The 16,845-nt window shown below is 53.2% G+C and carries 17 protein-coding genes and 3 tRNA genes; 1 reads left to right on the forward strand and 19 read right to left on the reverse strand.

The features are described 5' to 3' along the window. Window positions 1-26: 26 nt before the first annotated feature. Window positions 27-1,088 (reverse strand): quinolinate synthase NadA, encoded by a 1,062-nt coding sequence (gene nadA, locus AAGR08_RS12940; RefSeq protein WP_097094537.1) that lies wholly within the window; start codon window positions 1,086-1,088, stop codon window positions 27-29. 135 nt (window positions 1,089-1,223) lie between these two features. Continuing rightward, on the reverse strand, window positions 1,224-1,730 hold the full coding sequence (locus tag AAGR08_RS12945) for a methylated-DNA--[protein]-cysteine S-methyltransferase (RefSeq protein WP_097094538.1): 507 nt from the start codon (window positions 1,728-1,730) through the stop codon (window positions 1,224-1,226). 158 nt (window positions 1,731-1,888) lie between these two features. Here AAGR08_RS12945 and AAGR08_RS12950 point away from each other — a divergent pair, with 158 nt between their 5' ends. Beyond that, window positions 1,889-3,352 (forward strand): AlkA N-terminal domain-containing protein, encoded by a 1,464-nt coding sequence (locus AAGR08_RS12950; protein WP_345827063.1) that lies wholly within the window; start codon window positions 1,889-1,891, stop codon window positions 3,350-3,352. A gap of 83 nt (window positions 3,353-3,435) precedes the next feature. On the opposite strand, the gene AAGR08_RS12955 is transcribed toward AAGR08_RS12950, so the two are convergent. From AAGR08_RS12955 to odhB, 17 genes are all read right to left on the reverse strand, one after another. Beyond that, window positions 3,436-3,511: transfer RNA gene (locus AAGR08_RS12955), tRNA-Lys, on the reverse strand. A 25-nt stretch (window positions 3,512-3,536) separates the two neighbouring features. Continuing rightward, window positions 3,537-3,612 (reverse strand) — tRNA-Lys (locus AAGR08_RS12960). Window positions 3,613-3,665: 53 nt separating this feature from the next. After that, window positions 3,666-3,741, reverse strand: a tRNA-Lys gene (locus AAGR08_RS12965). Window positions 3,742-3,907: 166 nt separating this feature from the next. After that, window positions 3,908-4,699 carry a cell division protein CpoB gene (cpoB, locus tag AAGR08_RS12970; protein ID WP_345827064.1) on the reverse strand — a complete coding sequence of 264 codons (792 nt, stop codon included), beginning with the start codon at window positions 4,697-4,699 and terminating at the stop codon, window positions 3,908-3,910. A 9-nt stretch (window positions 4,700-4,708) separates the two neighbouring features. Continuing rightward, a complete protein-coding gene (gene pal, locus AAGR08_RS12975) occupies window positions 4,709-5,230 on the reverse strand; it encodes a peptidoglycan-associated lipoprotein Pal (RefSeq protein WP_097094541.1) in 522 nt (173 codons plus the stop codon). 64 nt (window positions 5,231-5,294) lie between these two features. Then, window positions 5,295-6,590, reverse strand: coding sequence for a Tol-Pal system beta propeller repeat protein TolB (tolB, locus tag AAGR08_RS12980; RefSeq protein ID WP_345827065.1), 1,296 nt, complete (start codon window positions 6,588-6,590; stop codon window positions 5,295-5,297). Window positions 6,591-6,706: 116 nt separating this feature from the next. Then, window positions 6,707-7,948 (reverse strand): cell envelope integrity protein TolA, encoded by a 1,242-nt coding sequence (gene tolA / locus AAGR08_RS12985; RefSeq protein WP_345827066.1) that lies wholly within the window; start codon window positions 7,946-7,948, stop codon window positions 6,707-6,709. A gap of 25 nt (window positions 7,949-7,973) precedes the next feature. Continuing rightward, the gene (gene tolR, locus AAGR08_RS12990; protein WP_097094544.1) at window positions 7,974-8,405 is read right to left on the reverse strand and encodes a colicin uptake protein TolR; all 432 of its coding nucleotides are present in this window, start codon (window positions 8,403-8,405) and stop codon (window positions 7,974-7,976) included. Window positions 8,406-8,418: 13 nt separating this feature from the next. Next, window positions 8,419-9,105, reverse strand: a complete 687-nt coding sequence (gene tolQ / locus AAGR08_RS12995) for a Tol-Pal system protein TolQ (protein ID WP_034829162.1) — start codon at window positions 9,103-9,105, stop codon at window positions 8,419-8,421. Beyond that, complete coding sequence (gene ybgC / locus AAGR08_RS13000; protein WP_097094545.1) at window positions 9,102-9,506, reverse strand: tol-pal system-associated acyl-CoA thioesterase; 405 nt, start codon at window positions 9,504-9,506, stop codon at window positions 9,102-9,104. The genes tolQ and ybgC overlap by 4 nt, the downstream gene beginning before the upstream one ends. Before the next feature lie 198 nt (window positions 9,507-9,704). Continuing rightward, the gene (gene ybgE, locus AAGR08_RS13005; RefSeq protein ID WP_345827067.1) at window positions 9,705-9,998 is read right to left on the reverse strand and encodes a cyd operon protein YbgE; all 294 of its coding nucleotides are present in this window, start codon (window positions 9,996-9,998) and stop codon (window positions 9,705-9,707) included. After that, window positions 9,998-10,111, reverse strand: coding sequence for a cytochrome bd-I oxidase subunit CydX (gene cydX, locus AAGR08_RS13010; RefSeq protein ID WP_097094547.1), 114 nt, complete (start codon window positions 10,109-10,111; stop codon window positions 9,998-10,000). Before cydX ends, ybgE begins: the two co-directional genes overlap by 1 nt. 15 nt (window positions 10,112-10,126) lie before the next feature. Beyond that, window positions 10,127-11,266, reverse strand: coding sequence for a cytochrome d ubiquinol oxidase subunit II (gene cydB / locus AAGR08_RS13015; RefSeq protein ID WP_097094548.1), 1,140 nt, complete (start codon window positions 11,264-11,266; stop codon window positions 10,127-10,129). An 11-nt stretch (window positions 11,267-11,277) separates the two neighbouring features. Beyond that, window positions 11,278-12,849: a cytochrome ubiquinol oxidase subunit I gene (gene cydA / locus AAGR08_RS13020; protein WP_097094549.1), complete on the reverse strand. Its 1,572-nt coding sequence runs from the start codon at window positions 12,847-12,849 to the stop codon at window positions 11,278-11,280. A 660-nt stretch (window positions 12,850-13,509) separates the two neighbouring features. Beyond that, window positions 13,510-14,385 (reverse strand): succinate--CoA ligase subunit alpha, encoded by an 876-nt coding sequence (gene sucD / locus AAGR08_RS13025; RefSeq protein WP_101763214.1) that lies wholly within the window; start codon window positions 14,383-14,385, stop codon window positions 13,510-13,512. Then, the gene (sucC, locus tag AAGR08_RS13030) at window positions 14,385-15,551 is read right to left on the reverse strand and encodes an ADP-forming succinate--CoA ligase subunit beta (protein WP_345827068.1); all 1,167 of its coding nucleotides are present in this window, start codon (window positions 15,549-15,551) and stop codon (window positions 14,385-14,387) included. Before sucC ends, sucD begins: the two co-directional genes overlap by 1 nt. 61 nt (window positions 15,552-15,612) lie before the next feature. Next, window positions 15,613-16,836, reverse strand: a complete 1,224-nt coding sequence (odhB, locus tag AAGR08_RS13035) for a 2-oxoglutarate dehydrogenase complex dihydrolipoyllysine-residue succinyltransferase (RefSeq protein ID WP_097094550.1) — start codon at window positions 16,834-16,836, stop codon at window positions 15,613-15,615. Window positions 16,837-16,845 lie beyond the last annotated feature (9 nt).

Here is a 16,845-nt window from a genome sequence, read left to right on the forward strand (position 1 = left end):
TATAGCCTAAATATGCAGGGTACGCGTCATGCGTTCCCTTTTACCTTGAGTTTAAGATCTGCAGCGAAAGATAGCATGCGATTGAGTGGGATCAACGCAGCCTCACGCAGCGCGTCTTCAACATGAATTTCATGCTCGCTGCCGCCGCGTGCTAATCCTTCGGCAATAGCTTTAAGGCCGTTCATCGCCATCCACGGACAGTGCGCACAGCTGCGGCAAGTGGCGCCTTCACCGGCGGTTGGCGCTTCCAGCAGCTCTTTATTCGGTACCGCCTGCTGCATTTTATAGAAGATGCCGCGATCGGTGGCGACGATCATCTGCGGATGCGGCAGGCTCTGCGCCGCCTGAATCAGCTGGCTGGTGGAACCGACCGCATCGGCTAAATCGACAATCGCCTGCGGTGATTCAGGATGCACCAACACCGCCGCATCCGGATAGAGCGCTTTCATACGTTGCAGCGCCTGGGTTTTGAATTCGTCATGCACGATGCACGCGCCCTGCCAGCACAGTACATCGGCACCGGACTTCTGCGTGACGTAACGGCCAAGATGGCGATCCGGCGCCCAGATGATTTTCTCGCCGAGACTATCCAGATGTTCAATCAGTTCAACCGCAATACTCGACGTCACCACCCAATCGGCGCGCGCTTTAACCGCCGCCGAGGTGTTGGCATACACCACCACGGTGCGATCGGGATGCTGATCGCAGAAGCGGTTGAACTCTTCAATAGGGCAACCAAGGTCAAGCGAACATTCCGCCTGCAACGTAGGCATTAGCACGGTTTTTTCCGGGCTGAGGATTTTTGCTGTTTCGCCCATAAAACGCACGCCCGCCACCAGCAAGGTTTTTGCTGGATGCGTGCTGCCGAAACGCGCCATTTCCAGCGAGTCTGATACGCAGCCACCGGTCTCTTCCGCCAGCGCCTGAATCTCTGGATCGGTGTAATAATGGGCCACCATCACCGCATCACGTTCTTTTAGCAAGCGTTTGATTTCGTTCTTGTAGTAGGATTTTTCATCCACACTGAGACGCGCCGGTTTCGGCGGGAAAGGATAGATCGCGTTTTCAGGATCAAACATCAGACTCATGACACGGCTCTCGTTTTCTCAATTTAACAAAATCGCCTACTGCGGCGATGATGCGGCATTAAAACCGCCATCGTGTTTTATATGCTAAACACGATAGCGGAAATACACGAGAGTGTCGTCTCTTTTTTGCGCGCTCTATAGCAACAATACGCTGCCGATAGATTTCTGTGGGCTTTCCAGTTCAAGCAGGAACGCTTTAACGCTGAGACCGCCCGCAAAGCCGGTCAGTTTTCCGTTGCTGCCAATCACGCGATGGCACGGCGCCATAATCGAAAGCGGGTTTTTACCGTTCGCCGCCCCTACCGCGCGCACCGCTTTGGGATTGCCAATTTGTTCGGCGATTTGCTGATAGCTACGGGTTTCACCAAACGGAATAGTGAGTAACGCTTGCCACACTTTTTTCTGGAATTCGGTGCCTACCGTGTCGTACGGCATATCAAACTGCTGGCGTTCACCGGCGAAATATTCGCGCAGCTGGCGTTCTGCCTCACAGAGTATCGGGTGTTGATCGTTACGGCTGATCGGCGTTAACGGCACGCGCTGCGAACCTTCGTTTTCCCACAGAATGGCCGACAATCCGTTGTCAGTAGCAATAAGCGTGAGCTCCCCAACAGGGGTGGCGATAATTTTGGCATGATACATAGTGCACCTCCGGCGTAATCTCTGTTAGCGATTATCGCATTTCCGCCGCAAGAAACTGGCTGTTTTCGGTCATCAGCATAAACTGGTTAGCTGTCCGAAAGCAGCGAGTTTTCCGGTTGAGCTTGCGCGACCATGCCGTTTATTTGCTGGAGATGATGATGTTTGATCCTGAAATTGCTTACCAGGCGCTAACCTCGCGCGATAGTCGCTTTGACGGGCTGTTTTTTGTCGGCGTAACGTCAACCGGCATTTATTGCCGACCGATCTGTCCGGTGAAAGCACCGATGCAGAAGAACTGCCTGTTTTTCAGCAGCGCAGAAGCCGCCGAGAAAGCGCATTTTCGACCATGCTTACGCTGTCGCCCGGAACTGGCGCCCGGTTTTGCGCCGGTGGATAGTCATCATCGCATTGCCGATCGTTTGATCCGCCGTATTGAAGAGGGCTTGCTGGAAGAGCAGGAGACGCTCGCAGAGATCGCCAGCGAGTTCAACCTCAGCGAACGTCAATTACGGCGTGTGGTGCAGCAGGAGCTCGGTGTTTCGCCCTTAGAATTGCGTCAGACGCGCCGTATGCTGCTCGCTAAGCAGCTTCTGACGGAAACCTCGCTACCGGTAACGGAAATTGCCTACGCCAGCGGCTTCCGTAGTCTGAGACGTTTTAATGATGTGTTTCAGGCGCGCTACCGCATGACACCTTCCCGCCTGCGCAAGCAGAGTCAGCCCGATTCTACTACTACGGTGCAGGAAAGCGCCGAACTGCGCCTCAGTTATCGGCCGCCTTACGATTGGGATGCGATGCTCGATTTCCTGCAGCAGCGCGTAATGAAAGAGGTGGAATGGGTCAACGACGGCCTGTATCACCGCACCGTGGCGCTGGGCGGCTGTCGCGGTTGGGTGCGCGTGAGCCATCTCGCAGAGAAACAGTCATTGAACGTGCAATTCACGACTTCGCTAACGCCGGTACTGCCCGCCCTGTTACGTCGTCTGCGCGATCTGTTTGATTTGGATGCGCAGCCACAGCGCATAGCAGAGCACCTCAGCCACGATGCGCTGCTGGCGGAGAGTTTATCGCGCTTTCCCGGTTTACGCGTTCCTGGTGCGTTTGACGGCTTCGAGCTAGGTGTTCGGGCGATACTCGGCCAACAAGTGACGGTGAAAGCCGCAACGACGCTGAGTAGTCGCATGGCACAACGCTTTGGCGAACCGCTGGCAACGCCGTGGCCAGAGCTGTCTCGTCTGCCGCCCAATGCCGAGGCGCTGGCGGCGGCAAGCATTGATGATATCGCTAGCCTTGGGATTGTGAGTGCGCGTTCTCATGCTATTCAGGCATTGGCGCAGGCGTGTACTTCTGGTGCCTTGCGCTTTAACGGAGCGGTGAATCCTGATGTGGTTCAGCAGCAGTTGCTGGCGCTGAAAGGGATTGGGCCGTGGACGGCGAGTTATATTGCGATGCGCGCGCTGCGTTGGCCTGATGCGTTTCCCAAAGAGGACATTGCGATTCGTAATAATCTCGGCGGCGTGAGTGCCAAAGTGGCGGAGCAGTTATCGCAGGTTTGGCGACCGTGGCGCAGCTATGCGGTGCTGCATATTTGGAAAAGTCTGACGCCGGTTAAGAGCAAGTAAACCGAGTCAACAGCCGAAAGGACCTAACATTTAAAAAACATAGAAAAGCAAAAAGGCGCCTTTAGGGCGCCTTTCTACATAACTGGTGGGTCGTGCAGGATTCGAACCTGCGACCAATTGATTAAAAGTCAACTGCTCTACCAACTGAGCTAACGACCCGCTGGGGGCTTACAACCTGATTTGATGGTGGGTCGTGCAGGATTCGAACCTGCGACCAATTGATTAAAAGTCAACTGCTCTACCAACTGAGCTAACGACCCATCAAGGTTGTGAAGCTTACTGAAGAAATCATCTCACTAACAACGGGTTGAGATGGTGGGTCGTGCAGGATTCGAACCTGCGACCAATTGATTAAAAGTCAACTGCTCTACCAACTGAGCTAACGACCCATCTTCAGTGCTGCCGATACTTGTTAAGATATGTCCCGGCAACGGCGGCATATATTACTGATTTAGCGGGGCGGCGCAACCCTTATTTATCACCAAATCACTCAATCGCTTACCTTTCATGCTGCAAGACCAGAAATCACACGAAATCCGGTCTTTTATGCACAAATTACAACCCGGCAAGGCGTTTTTGCGCCTGCTTAGCAGAATCACTATTTGGGAATTGTTTGATCACCTGTTGGAAGACCGCTTTGGCTTTCGCCGTGTCGTTCTTCTCTTGCATGATCACGCCAACCTTAAACAGCGCTTCCGGGGCTTTTGGCGATTTCGCATAATTTTTTACCACAGTGGCAAAATAATAGGCCGAATCGTCTTTTTTACCCTTGTTGTAAAACAGCTGACCGAGCCAGTAATTGGCATTCGGCTGATAGGTAGAATCAGGATATTTCTTCACCCAAGCCTGCAGGGCTGTAATGGCCTGATCGTACTGCTTCTTCTCCAGAATCAATGCAACCGCAGCATTGTAATCCGTGTTGGCGTCGCCGGTTTGAGCTGGCGCTGCCGCACTGGCATTATCGCTGCTAGCGCTATTCGCAGCTGCTGCGCCTGCCGCCGCATCTGCACTACCGCTCGCCTGCGCACCATTACTGCCGGAGCTTAGGCTATCGATCTGCTGATAGAGCTGTTTCTGGCGCTCAACAACCTGGTTAAGCTGATAGCTGTTTTGCTGGATTTGCCCGCGCAGCGAATCGATATCGCTTTGGTTATCGCTCATCTGCTGCTGCAACTGCTGCAAAAGCTGAGCCTGGGCATTAGAGATACGTTCAAGAGTGGTGACGCGGTCTTCGACCGAGCCTGAGCCAACGCTACTGATTGACACCTGGGCATTAGCGGCCCAGGGGGCCGCTAAACCAACCAGTAACGACAGACTCAATAGATGAAGTCTGAAGTTACTCATCATACGATTATCTTAGTAAACCAGTACGGCACGACGGTTTTTAGCGTATGCCGCTTCGTCATGACCCAGTACAGCTGGTTTTTCTTTACCGTAAGAAACGATAGACATCTGGTCAGCAGAAACGCCTTTGCCTTGCAGATACATCTTAACGGCGCTTGCACGACGTTCGCCCAGGGCGATGTTGTATTCTGGGGTACCGCGCTCATCCGCATGACCTTCGATGGTCACTTTGTAAGACGGGTTGCTACGCAGGAATGCAGCGTGCTGATCCAGCATCTGAGCGTAATCAGACTGCACGTCATACTTGTCCAGACCGAAGTAAACGATGTTGTTCTGCTGCAGCTGCTGCATCTGCAGGCGCGCTTGCTCGTCAGAAGACATGTTACCGTTCTGGCCCGCACCAGCACCGTAAGCACCGTCGTTAGCGCCCATACCAGTCTGATCGTTGTTGTTGTTTTTGTGTGAGCTACATGCAGCTACTGCGATAACCGGCAGAGCCAGCATCAAACCCTTCAGCACTTTATTCAGTTGCATTTCTTTATCCTATTATTTTGTTTGCCATACATTTTAATCCCCCGCCGTGCAGGGGACCTATGCATCACAGATACGGCGACCAGGCAGGGAATTTGACCTGTCCATCAGTTGCCGGAAGACGCGCTTTGAAACGCCCGTCGGTTGAAACCAACTGCAACACGGAACCCATCCCCTGAGTAGAGCTATAGATTACCATTGTGCCGTTTGGCGCCAGACTTGGCGTTTCATCCAGGAACGTATCCGTTATTGTTTGAACGGCTCCCGTTACCAGATCCTGTTTGGCGACGTGCTGCGCGCCACCGGCGCTGCTGATCATCACCATGGTTTTGCCGTCGGTAGACACATCCGCATCCTGGTTTTGCGCACCTTCCCAGGTAATACGTTGTGGCGCACCGCCGTTAACTCCAACTTTATAAATCTGAGGCGCACCGGCCTGATCCGAGGTATAAGCCAACGTCTGGCTGTCCGGGAACCACGTCGGTTCTGTGCTGTTATAACGGCCGTCCGTTACCTGACGCGTCTGGCCAGAAGCCAGATCCATCACATACAGGTTAAGGCTACCGGTTTTCGACAGCGCGAAGGCCAGTTTAGAACTGTCCGGTGAGAAGGCTGGCGCACCGTTGTGGCGCGGATAAGAAGCGACCTGACGAATTGCACCGTTAGACAGCGTCTGAACCACCAGCGCAGATTTACCACTTTCAAAGGTCACGTAAGCCACTTTGCTGCCATCTGGTGACCAGGCTGGCGACATCAATGGCTGCGGTGAACGGTGAACCACAAACTGGTTGTAGCCATCGTAATCCGACACGCGCAACTCATACGGGAACTGACCGCCATTGGTCTGAACCACATATGCAATACGGGTACGGAATGCGCCTTTGATACCGGTCAGCTTCTCGAACACTTCGTCACTGGCGGTGTGCGCGGCATAGCGCAGCCACTGCTTCGTCACTTTGTAAGAGTTCTGCGCCAATACAGTGCCTGGTGCGCCACCGGTATCCACCAGCTGATAGGCAATTTGATAGCTGCCGTCAGCGTTTGGCGTTACCTGGCCCACTACAACCGCATCAATGCCCAAGGCGCTCCATGCAGCAGGCTGGACTTCCTGCGCACTCGCGGGTTGCTGCGGCAGACGGGAACGATCCAGCGGGTTAAATTTGCCGCTGTTACGTAAGTCGGCACCTACAATACCGCCGATATCTTCTGGTGCCGCACCAGGGCCTGCCCATTGGAACGGAACCACACCAATAGGACGTGCGGTGTTAACGCCCTGCGTAATTTCAATACGTACTTCTGCATGGAGCATAGCTGCCCACAGCAGTACAAAAAAACCTAAGGTTACACGAAGTGCCTGCTTCATCTTATCTCCCTTACCTGAACCAGAGGTTCATGATAATTCGCACAGTTCCTGAAAAACACGAGTACTCATAGAGTACGGCAAGCTAACCATAGTTCAACCTGCCATACGTTACTGCATTATTCCGGTTTGAAACGCATAGGTGCGTTTTTAAACACTTCATACACTGCCTGAGAAGGCGGTTTAGGAATACGAGCCTGCTTCGCAGCAGCGATAGCCGCCTGACACAAGGCTGGATCACCACCTTCCGATTTAACATCAATCAGCAAACCATCCGGTGCCAGCTTAATGCGCAGGTTGCACTCTTTACCTTTATACAAATCAGCATCGTAGAAACGGCTCTGAATCGCGCCGACTACTTGCCCCATGTAATTATTGATATCTGCGCCTGACGCTCCGGCCTTCTTCTGATTGCCCTGCCCTGCCGCGCCACCAGAAGCGGTACCGCTTTTCGGTGCATTCTTACCAGAAGACAAACCACCCAACAGATCGTCAACCGCATTTTCGTTCTTAGCCGCTTCAGCAGCGGCTTTTTTTGCATCAGCCGCCGCTTTTGCTTTTGCCTTGGCTGCCGCATCGGCCTTAGCTTTCGCTTCAGCTGCCGCTTTCTCTTTCGCTTCCGCCGCCGCTTGCTCTTTAGCTTCTTTCGCTTCCTGAGCCGCTTTAGCCTTCGCATCGGCAGCGGCCTGGGCTTTCGCTTCAGCGTCCGCTTTGGCTTTCGCTTCGGCGGCGGCTTTTGCCTGCTGCGCCGCTTTCTCTTTTGCCGCTTCAGCAGCAGCAGCCTTCGCTTGCTCTTCCGCTTTTTTCTTCGCGTCAGCCGCAGCTTGTTTAGCCTCTTCTACCGCTTTGGCTTTGGCATCAGCGGCAGCTTTTGCCTGCGCATCCGCTTCTGCTTTGGCATCGGCCTTGGCTTTTGCGGCAGCTGCTTCGGCAGTTTTCTGCTGTTCCTGCGCCTGCTTCGCGGCAGCCTCAGCGGCTTTCTGCTGCTCAGCCTGCTGTTTCGCCTGCTCTTTCGCTTCTTGCTGAGCCTGCAAACGCTCTTTTTCCATCTGTTTCAAGCGTTGCTGCTCGGCGGCCTGTTTCTGCTGTAACTCTTCGGCCTGCTGCTGCGACTGTTTCTGACGCTGCTGCTCGGCACGCTGACTGTCTCTTTGCTGATTCTGCTGGCGGTTATATTGTTCAACCACGGCGCCGGAATCGACCATTACTGCGTCAATATCACTGCCACCGCCACCGCCGCTGGATTCGATTTTCTCGTTAAACGAGCTCCAAATCAGTAAGGCGATCAGCACAATGTGCAGAATCACCGACACGATTATCGCGCGCTTTAACTTGTCGTTCTGCTCGGTTGCCTTCGACACTCTCGGTTCCCAAAAACGGTTGGCTTTAAATCGGCTGCGTCATCAAACCGACAGATTTCACGCCAGCCTGATGCAACAGGTTCAGCGCCTTGATGATTTCGTCGTAAGGGACGTCTTTCGCACCGCCGATCAGAAAGACCGTTTTCGGATTGGCTTCAATCCGGCGCTGCGCTTCACTTACCACCTGTTCCGGCGGCAATTGCGTCATACGATCGTGATCCACCACCAGGCTGTACTGCCCAATGCCCGCCACTTCAACAATCACCGGTGGATTATCATCGGTCGAAACGGTTTTCGAGTCTGTTGCATCCGGCAGGTCCACTTCCACGCTCTGCGTAATAATCGGCGCCGTTGCCATAAAGATGAGCAGCAACACCAACAGCACGTCCAGAAGAGGAACAATGTTGATTTCCGACTTAAGTTCGCGGCGTCCACCGCGACCACGGGTTCTGGCCATCGTTAACCTCGACTTACTTCGTGTTGTCGGTGGAGAAAGCCTGACGATGCAGGATAGCCGTGAACTCTTCCATAAAGTTGTCGTAGCCCTGTTCCAGTTTATTCACGCGCTGGTTCAGACGGTTGTACGCCATAACGGCAGGAATGGCCGCAAACAGACCGATGGCGGTAGCGATCAACGCTTCGGCAATACCGGGTGCAACCATTTGCAGCGTTGCCTGTTTTACCGCCCCGAGGGCGATAAAGGCGTGCATGATCCCCCACACCGTACCAAACAGACCAATATACGGACTGATGGAACCCACGGTGCCAAGGAAAGGAATGTGGTTTTCCAGCGCTTCCAGTTCACGATTCATAGAAATACGCATTGCACGGCTCGCACCCTCCACCACTGCTTCCGGTGCATGGTTATTGGCACGATGCAAGCGCGCAAACTCTTTGAAACCCGAATAGAAAATCTGCTCAGAGCCGCCCAGTTCATCACGGCGCCCCTGGCTTTCCTGATAAAGGCGTGAAAGCTCAATACCCGACCAAAACTTATCTTCAAATGCTTCGGCTTCACGCCCGGCAGCATTCAAAATGCGCGTGCGTTGAATAATGATTGCCCAAGAGGCAATGGAAAAGCCGATCAAAATCAACATGATAAGTTTGACCAGAAGGCTTGCCTTCAGGAACAAATCAAGAACATTCATGTCAGTCACTGCTTGAACTCCGCGACAATAGACTTGGGAAGCGCAATTGGCTTCATTAGATGTGGGTTGATGCAGGCAATCAGGACTTCTGCTTCATTTAGCACTTTGCCTTCTGCATTCACGATACGCTGTGAGAATGTCATGGTTGCACGGGTCATTGCGGTGACTTCTGTTTGAATCTCCAGAAGGTCGTCAAGACGTGCGGCCGCAACAAAATCAATCGTCATGCGTCGTACCACAAAAGCGACCTGCTCTTCCAACAGGACTTGCTGATTGAAATGATGCTGGCGCAGCATTTCGGTACGTGCTCGTTCATAGAAAGCAAGATAACTGGCGTGGTAAACCACACCACCAGCATCGGTGTCTTCGTAATAGACCCGAACCGGCCAGCGAAACAGCGTAGTACTCACTCTACATCCCGGTCTCATTTTAAACGTTGCTACTATACGCAAGAGAGATCGGCTTGGGAATGGTCCGCCAGAGCCAGGAGAAAATAATTATCACAGGTTAACAACTGGAAGGATTTTTAGGATGTTTCTTGACCTGACGCTGACAAAACCTCACGTCAGCGCCTGAAAAAGCAGCATTTTTAAGTCCTGATTCAGAACTTAATGATAGAACCAGACGATACCGATCAGCAGTACCAGCACCGCCGGTAGCGGAGAGAACAGCGCCTGCCAGCGTAAACGCTGCGGACGGAATCCGCTGCCGTGAATAACGCCAGCGCAGACGGCCCAAATCAGCAAAAGTCCATGCCATATCGCTAAATCACTGGTTCGCGCGGCAAAGCGTGAGGGCTGCCAAATAACACAGCCCGCCAGCCACAGCGCAAGGATCAACGAAAGGGCCCGTAACGGGCCCTTGTCCATCAGACGATAGAGTGTCTGAATCACTGCGCGCATCAGGCTTGTTTATCCTTCGCGCTGCTCTCTTCAACATGCTCCAGCGCCAGCGCCGTGATCACACCGAACGCACAGGCCAGCAAGGTGCCAAGAATCCAGGCAAAATACCACATGCTCAATCTCCTTAATCAGTACAGGGAGTGCGTATTGCTCTCAATGTGTTCTTTAGTGATACGGCCAAACATCTTGTAATAACACCAGGCGGTGTACGCCAGGATAATCGGTACAAAGATGATGGCGGCAATGGTCATCACTTTCAGCGTCAGCAGGCTAGACGTGGCATCCCACATGGTCAGGCTGATGCCCGGCACGGTGCTGGAAGGCATGATGAATGGGAACATCGCGATACCAGCGGTCATAATGACGCAGGCCAGTGTCAGTGAAGAGAAGATAAATGCCCAGGCACCTTTCTCCAAACGCGAGCAGAGAACGGTCAGCAGTGGCAGCACGACGCCCAACAGCGGGAACAGCCACAACACCGGCGTCTGCTCAAAATTCACCATCCATGCACCGGCTTCACGCACGACATCTTTACCCAGCGGGTTGGATGCGGCGTGATGATCGATGACGCTTTTCAGTACATAACCGTCAATACCATATTTCACCCACACGCCGGCAAGCACGAAGCACACCATCATTACCAACGCTGAGATCTGTGCGGTACTGCGGGTGCGCAGGTGTAATTCACCGGTTGTACGCATTTGCAGGTACGTGGCCCCTTGCGTCAGGATCATCGCCACACTCACCACACCCGCTAACAGGCCAAACGGATTCAGCAGCTGGAAGAAGTTACCGGTATAGAAGAGGCGCAGATATTCATCGGCATGGAACGGCACGCCTTGCAGCAGGTTACCGAACGCTACACCAATCACCAGCGGCGGCACAAAGCTACCAATGAAGATGCCCCAATCCCACATGCCGCGCCAGCGCATATCCTCAATCTTCGAGCGGTAGTCGAAACCCACCGGGCGGAAGAACAGTGAAGCAAGCACCAGAATCATCGCTACGTAGAAGCCAGAGAAGGCGGCGGCATACACCATCGGCCAGGCCGCGAACAGCGCACCACCGGCGGTGATCAGCCAAACCTGGTTTCCGTCCCAGTGCGGCGCAATGCTGTTAATCATGATACGGCGCTCGGTATCGGTGCGGCCAAGCACACGCGTTAGCATGCCCACGCCCATATCAAAGCCGTCGGTAACCGCAAAACCGATCAGCAACACGCCAATCAGCAGCCACCAGATAAAGCGCAAAACTTCATAGTCAAACATGGTAGCTCTCCTTATCCACGCACCGGCTGAGATGATGATTTCAGCGTTTCATGATGATAGCGGCCGGTTTTCAGGCTGCTTGGACCGAGGCGCGCAAACTTGAACATCAGGTACATTTCCGCCACGAGGAACAAGGTGTAGAGACCGCAAATCAGAATCATCGAGAACAGCAGATCGCCGACGGTCAATGAAGAGTTGGCTACCGCTGTTGGCAGCACCTCACCAATCGCCCATGGCTGACGACCATATTCGGCAACAAACCAACCGGACTCAATTGCAATCCATGGTAGCGGAATGCCGTATAGCGCCGCTTTCATCAGCCAACGAGATTTACCAATACGGTTGCGAATAACGCTCCAGAAGGAGAGAGTGATGATTCCCAGCATCAACACACCGCCCAGCACCATGATGCGGAAGGCGAAGTACAACGGCGCCACACGCGGGATAGAGTCCTGAGTTGCTTTCTGAATTTGCGCTTCAGTAGCGTTAGCCACATCCGAGGTATAGCGTTTTAACAGCAGACCATAACCGAGATCTTGCTTGCTGCCTTCAAACTGGCTACGCACCGCCGGATCTTTGCTACCTGCACGCAATTCGTTCAGCAATGCATAGGCTTTCATGCCGTTACGGATACGCACTTCATGCTGCGCCAAAAGATCTTTCAGCCCAGTAACCGGCGTATCAACTGAACGCGTCGCGATCAGGCCAAGCAGATACGGGATCTGAATGGCATATTTATTTTGCTGTGTGTCCTGATCCGGGATACCAAACAGGGTAAACGCGGCCGGTGCCGGCTGGGTTTCCCACTCCGCTTCAATTGCGGCCAGTTTGGTTTTCTGCACGTCGCCGATTTCATAACCGGATTCATCACCCAGTACGATAACGGACAAAATCGCTGCCATGCCGAAACTTGCTGCGATAGCAAAAGAGCGTTTAGCAAAAGCGATATCACGCCCTTTCAGCAGATACCATGCGCTAATACCAAGAATGAACATGGCTCCGGTGGTGTAGCCCGCAGCTACGGTGTGCACGAATTTCACCTGCGCCACCGGATTGAGGATCAGCTCGGAGAAACTCACCATCTCCATGCGCATGGTTTCGAAATTAAATTCTGATGCGATGGGATTTTGCATCCAGCCGTTCGCCACCAAAATCCACAGCGCCGACATATTCGAACCGAGTGCCACCAACCAGGTCACCGCAAGGTGTTGAACCTTGCCCAGGCGATCCCAGCCGAAGAAAAACAGGCCGACAAAGGTGGATTCGAGGAAGAACGCCATCAAGCCTTCGATGGCCAGCGGCGCACCGAAAATATCGCCGACGTAGTGGGAGTAATATGACCAGTTAGTACCGAACTGAAACTCCATTGTCAGACCGGTAGCCACGCCTAGCGCAAAGTTAATACCAAATAACTTGCCCCAGAACTTGGTCATATCTTTATAAATTTGTTTCCCCGTCAGGACATATACGGTTTCCATGATCGCCAGCAAAAACGCCATACCTAGCGTTAAAGGCACGAACAGGAAATGGTACATCGCCGTTAGGGCAAACTGTAAACGCGACAGCTCGACAATATCTAACATGATGACTCCTTGCTCCTCGCATGAACTCGCTCTGCGGATGACAACGGCAAACAACAGACATTGACGCGCAGAATAAGATTCAGGAACGACTGATTATTGATTCCAGTTTTGTTACTGATAGAACAGAGAAACCTGCTGCCCGAAGAGAGCGAGTAACAGTGACGAAATTCCCTGAAAATCCGATCATTTCAGTCAATTTCGAGCAGGAGTGATATGGGGAGGCGGCAGAATTGATATGACAACGCCTGACACAAACTCCTGAAAAATTATGAAGAAGACTGAATTGATGCAGCGCAATTTATACTGGTTAGGTTGCGCTTTGCCAGCGGTAAAGTTTCCTTTAAGTCGCAAATTATTGATCTGGATTAAGACAATAAATTTCCAAATATGTATTGATAAAGTCGTTGTTAATTAATTGTCAAAACCACAAAATTTAATTAAGAATATAATTACCTTTCCCGCAAATATTTAACCTCATTGCGGGAATCTATCTTTCAACTTTTTGGCTTAAATCCAGCGAATTTTCCCTTCTTTACCTGGATGACAGAGTAAGCATAGCCGCAGTTTTTCAAGTTGTTAGGATTTTTTTCCCTGCGGTTTGATGGGTTATCACATAAAAAAAGCCACCCGAAGGTGGCTCTTTTACATCTGACCGATGACTTATTTAATGGGCAGAACCGCTTTAACCGCATCACCAATATCGGCAAGGCTACGAACGGTTTTCACACCGGCCGCTTCCAGTGCAGCAAACTTCTCATCAGCAGTGCCCTTACCACCGGCAATGATGGCACCTGCGTGACCCATACGCTTGCCTTTCGGTGCAGTTACACCGGCAATGTAGCCCACAACGGGTTTGGTCACGTGTGCTTTGATGTAGGCAGCCGCTTCTTCTTCCGCGCTACCACCGATCTCACCGATCATCACGATCGCTTCGGTCTGTGGATCTTCCTGGAACAGTTTCAGGATGTCGATGAAGTTAGAGCCTGGGATCGGGTCACCACCGATACCGACGCAGGTAGACTGGCCGTAGCCGATGTCCGTAGTCTGCTTAACGGCTTCATAGGTCAGCGTTCCTGAACGCGAGACGATACCTACGCGGCCCGGCTGGTGAATGTGGCCCGGCATAATACCGATCTTACATTCGCCTGGGGTGATCACGCCTGGGCAGTTCGGGCCGATCATACGTACGCCTGCTTCATCCAGCTTCACTTTCACGGTCAGCATATCCAGGGTTGGAATACCTTCAGTGATGGTGATGATCAGCTTGATACCCGCATCGATAGCTTCCAGGATACCGTCTTTGCAGAACGGCGCCGGAACGTAGATCACGGTGGCGGTTGCGCCAGTCGCTTCTACCGCTTCGCGCACGGTGTTGAACACGGGCAGGCCAAGATGCGTGGTGCCGCCTTTGCCTGGCGTGACACCGCCAACCAGCTGCGTACCGTAGGCCAGCGCCTGCTCAGAGTGGAATGTCCCTTGACCACCGGTGAAACCCTGGCAAATGACTTTGGTGTTTTTGTCGATCAAAATGGACATTATTTACCCTCCGCTGCAGCGACAACACGCTGTGCTGCGTCTGTCAGGCTGGTTGCTGCAATGATATTCAGACCGCTGTCCGCCAGTTTCTTAGCGCCCAGCTCGGCGTTGTTACCTTCCAGACGTACCACCACTGGCACGCTCACACCCACTTCTGCTACCGCACCAATGATGCCGTCTGCGATCAAGTCGCAACGCACGATGCCGCCGAAGATGTTAACGAATACCGCTTTAACGGCATCGTCAGACAGGATGATTTTGAAGGCTTCAGTCACGCGCTCTTTGGTTGCGCCGCCGCCAACATCAAGGAAGTTTGCCGGCTCACCACCGTGGTGTTTCACGATGTCCATGGTGCCCATCGCCAGACCGGCGCCGTTCACCATGCAGCCGATGTTGCCATCCAGCGCAACGTAGTTCAGTTCCCACTGTGTTGCGTGCGCTTCACGTGGATCTTCCTGGCTTGGATCGCGCATTTCACGCAGCTCCGGCTGACGGAACAGTGCGTTACCGTCTGCGCCTAATTTACCATCCAGGCAGATCAGGTCGCCCTGCTTGGTGATCACCAGCGGGTTGATCTCAACCATTGCCAGATCGCGCTCGAGGAACATGGTCGCCAGACCCATGAAGATTTTGGTGAACTGGCTGACTTGCTTACCGGTCAGGCCCAGTTTGAATGCCAACTCGCGCCCCTGATACGGCTGAGGACCTGCCAGAGGATCCAGCGCCATCTTGTGGATCAAGTGTGGCGTTTCTTCTGCCACTTTCTCAATCTCAACACCGCCTTCCGTCGAGGCCATGAAGATCACGCGACGGGTTGCACGGTCAACCACCGCGCCCAGATACAGCTCCTGATCGATATCAGTGGCGGCTTCAACCAGAATCTGGTTTACCGGCTGGCCGTGCGCGTCAGTTTGATAGGTCACCAGACGTTTGCCCAGCCAATGCTCAGCGAAAGCACGAATATCTTCTTTACTGTTAACCACTTTCACGCCGCCCGCTTTACCGCGGCCACCGGCATGAACCTGACATTTCACTACCCACGGACCGGCGCCAATTTTAGACGCGGCTTCTTCGGCTTCACGTGGCGTGGTGCAGGCGTAGCCTGTCGGTGCTGGCATGCCATAGCGTGCAAACAGCTGCTTCGCCTGGTATTCATGTAAGTTCATGATGTTCTATCCATTCAGGTAAGATTTTGGGTGCGCCTTTATCACCGCGCACCCGGCGAAATTAGACGTCGAGCAGCAGGCGCGCTGGATCTTCCAGCATCTCTTTCACCGCGACCAGATAGCCAACGGATTCACGACCATCAATCAGACGGTGATCGTAAGAGAGCGCCAGATACATCATTGGCAAAATCACCACCTGACCATTGACCGCCATTGGGCGCTCTTTGATGGCGTGCATGCCCAGAATGGCGCTCTGCGGAGGGTTAATGATTGGCGTGGACATCAGCGAACCAAACACACCACCGTTGGTGATGGTGAAGTTACCGCCGGTCAGCTCTTCAACCGTCAGCTTGCCGTCACGGCCTTTCACTGCCAGCTCTTTAATCTTCTTCTCAATGTCGGCCATGCTCAGCGCATCAACATCTTTCAGCACAGGCGTTACCAAGCCACGCGGGGTAGAAACCGCAATGCTCACATCGAAATAGTTGTGGTAAACCACATCTTCGCCATCAATAGACGCGTTGACTTCCGGGAAGCGTTTCAGCGCTTCAACCACCGCCTTGATGTAGAAGGACATGAAGCCCAGACGCACGCCGTGACGTTTTTCAAACGCATCACCGTACTGCTTACGCAGATCCATGATTGGCTTCATGTTGATTTCGTTGAAAGTGGTCAACATAGCGGTGCTGTTTTTCGCTTCCAGCAGACGCTCGGCCACACGCTTACGCAGACGCGTCATCGGTACGCGTTTTTCGCTGCGGTTAGCCACAGCAGCCTGCGGTGCCGCGGCAGCGGCTGGCGCTGATGCAGCTTTGCCGCCGTCGGCTTTCTTCGCCAAATGTTTTTCCACATCTTCACGCGTCAGACGGCCGCCAACGCCCGTGCCTTTGATCTGGCTGGCATCAAGGTTGTTTTCAGCAATCAGACGGCGTACCGCTGGGCTGAGCGCATCGTTGCTCTCTTCTTCCAGCGAAGCAGTCTGGCGCTGAGCCGGAGTAGACTCGTTGCTTTCTGCTTTTGCCGCTGTCTCTTTCCCGCCGCTGTTGCCCTCTTTCAGGCGACCCAGAATCTGGCGCGAAGTCACGGTAGCCCCTTCCTCTTCCAGCACGGCTTCCAGAATGCCGTCCGCTGAAGCAGGCACTTCCAGCACCACTTTGTCGGTTTCAATTTCAACCAGTACTTCATCGCGGCTCACAGAGTCGCCAGGTTTTTTGTGCCAGGTTGCAACCGTTGCGTCCGCTACGGATTCAGGCAAATCGGGAACGAGAATTTCTACGCTACTCATTTTCTTTCC

This window comes from Pantoea sp. BRR-3P, assembly GCF_039621635.1.
GTDB lineage: Bacteria > Pseudomonadota > Gammaproteobacteria > Enterobacterales > Enterobacteriaceae > Pantoea > Pantoea floridensis.

Bases quoted from the DNA above. Each gene is read 5' to 3' on its own strand.
- AAGR08_RS12950 (WP_345827063.1), top strand. From the start codon at position 1,889: ATGTTTGATCCTGAAATTGCTTACCAGGCGCTAACCTCGCGCGATAGT.
- cydX (WP_097094547.1), bottom strand. From the start codon at position 10,111: ATGTGGTATTTTGCCTGGATTCTTGGCACCTTGCTGGCCTGTGCGTTC.
- cydA (WP_097094549.1), bottom strand. From the start codon at position 12,849: ATGTTAGATATTGTCGAGCTGTCGCGTTTACAGTTTGCCCTAACGGCG.
- nadA (WP_097094537.1), bottom strand. From the start codon at position 1,088: ATGAGTCTGATGTTTGATCCTGAAAACGCGATCTATCCTTTCCCGCCG.
- sucC (WP_345827068.1), bottom strand. From the start codon at position 15,551: ATGAACTTACATGAATACCAGGCGAAGCAGCTGTTTGCACGCTATGGC.
- tolB (WP_345827065.1), bottom strand. From the start codon at position 6,590: ATGAAGCAGGCACTTCGTGTAACCTTAGGTTTTTTTGTACTGCTGTGG.
- sucD (WP_101763214.1), bottom strand. From the start codon at position 14,385: ATGTCCATTTTGATCGACAAAAACACCAAAGTCATTTGCCAGGGTTTC.
- cydB (WP_097094548.1), bottom strand. From the start codon at position 11,266: ATGTTTGACTATGAAGTTTTGCGCTTTATCTGGTGGCTGCTGATTGGC.
- pal (WP_097094541.1), bottom strand. From the start codon at position 5,230: ATGCAACTGAATAAAGTGCTGAAGGGTTTGATGCTGGCTCTGCCGGTT.
- ybgE (WP_345827067.1), bottom strand. From the start codon at position 9,998: ATGCGCGCAGTGATTCAGACACTCTATCGTCTGATGGACAAGGGCCCG.
- cpoB (WP_345827064.1), bottom strand. From the start codon at position 4,699: ATGATGAGTAACTTCAGACTTCATCTATTGAGTCTGTCGTTACTGGTT.
- odhB (WP_097094550.1), bottom strand. From the start codon at position 16,836: ATGAGTAGCGTAGAAATTCTCGTTCCCGATTTGCCTGAATCCGTAGCG.
- AAGR08_RS12945 (WP_097094538.1), bottom strand. From the start codon at position 1,730: ATGTATCATGCCAAAATTATCGCCACCCCTGTTGGGGAGCTCACGCTT.
- tolR (WP_097094544.1), bottom strand. From the start codon at position 8,405: ATGGCCAGAACCCGTGGTCGCGGTGGACGCCGCGAACTTAAGTCGGAA.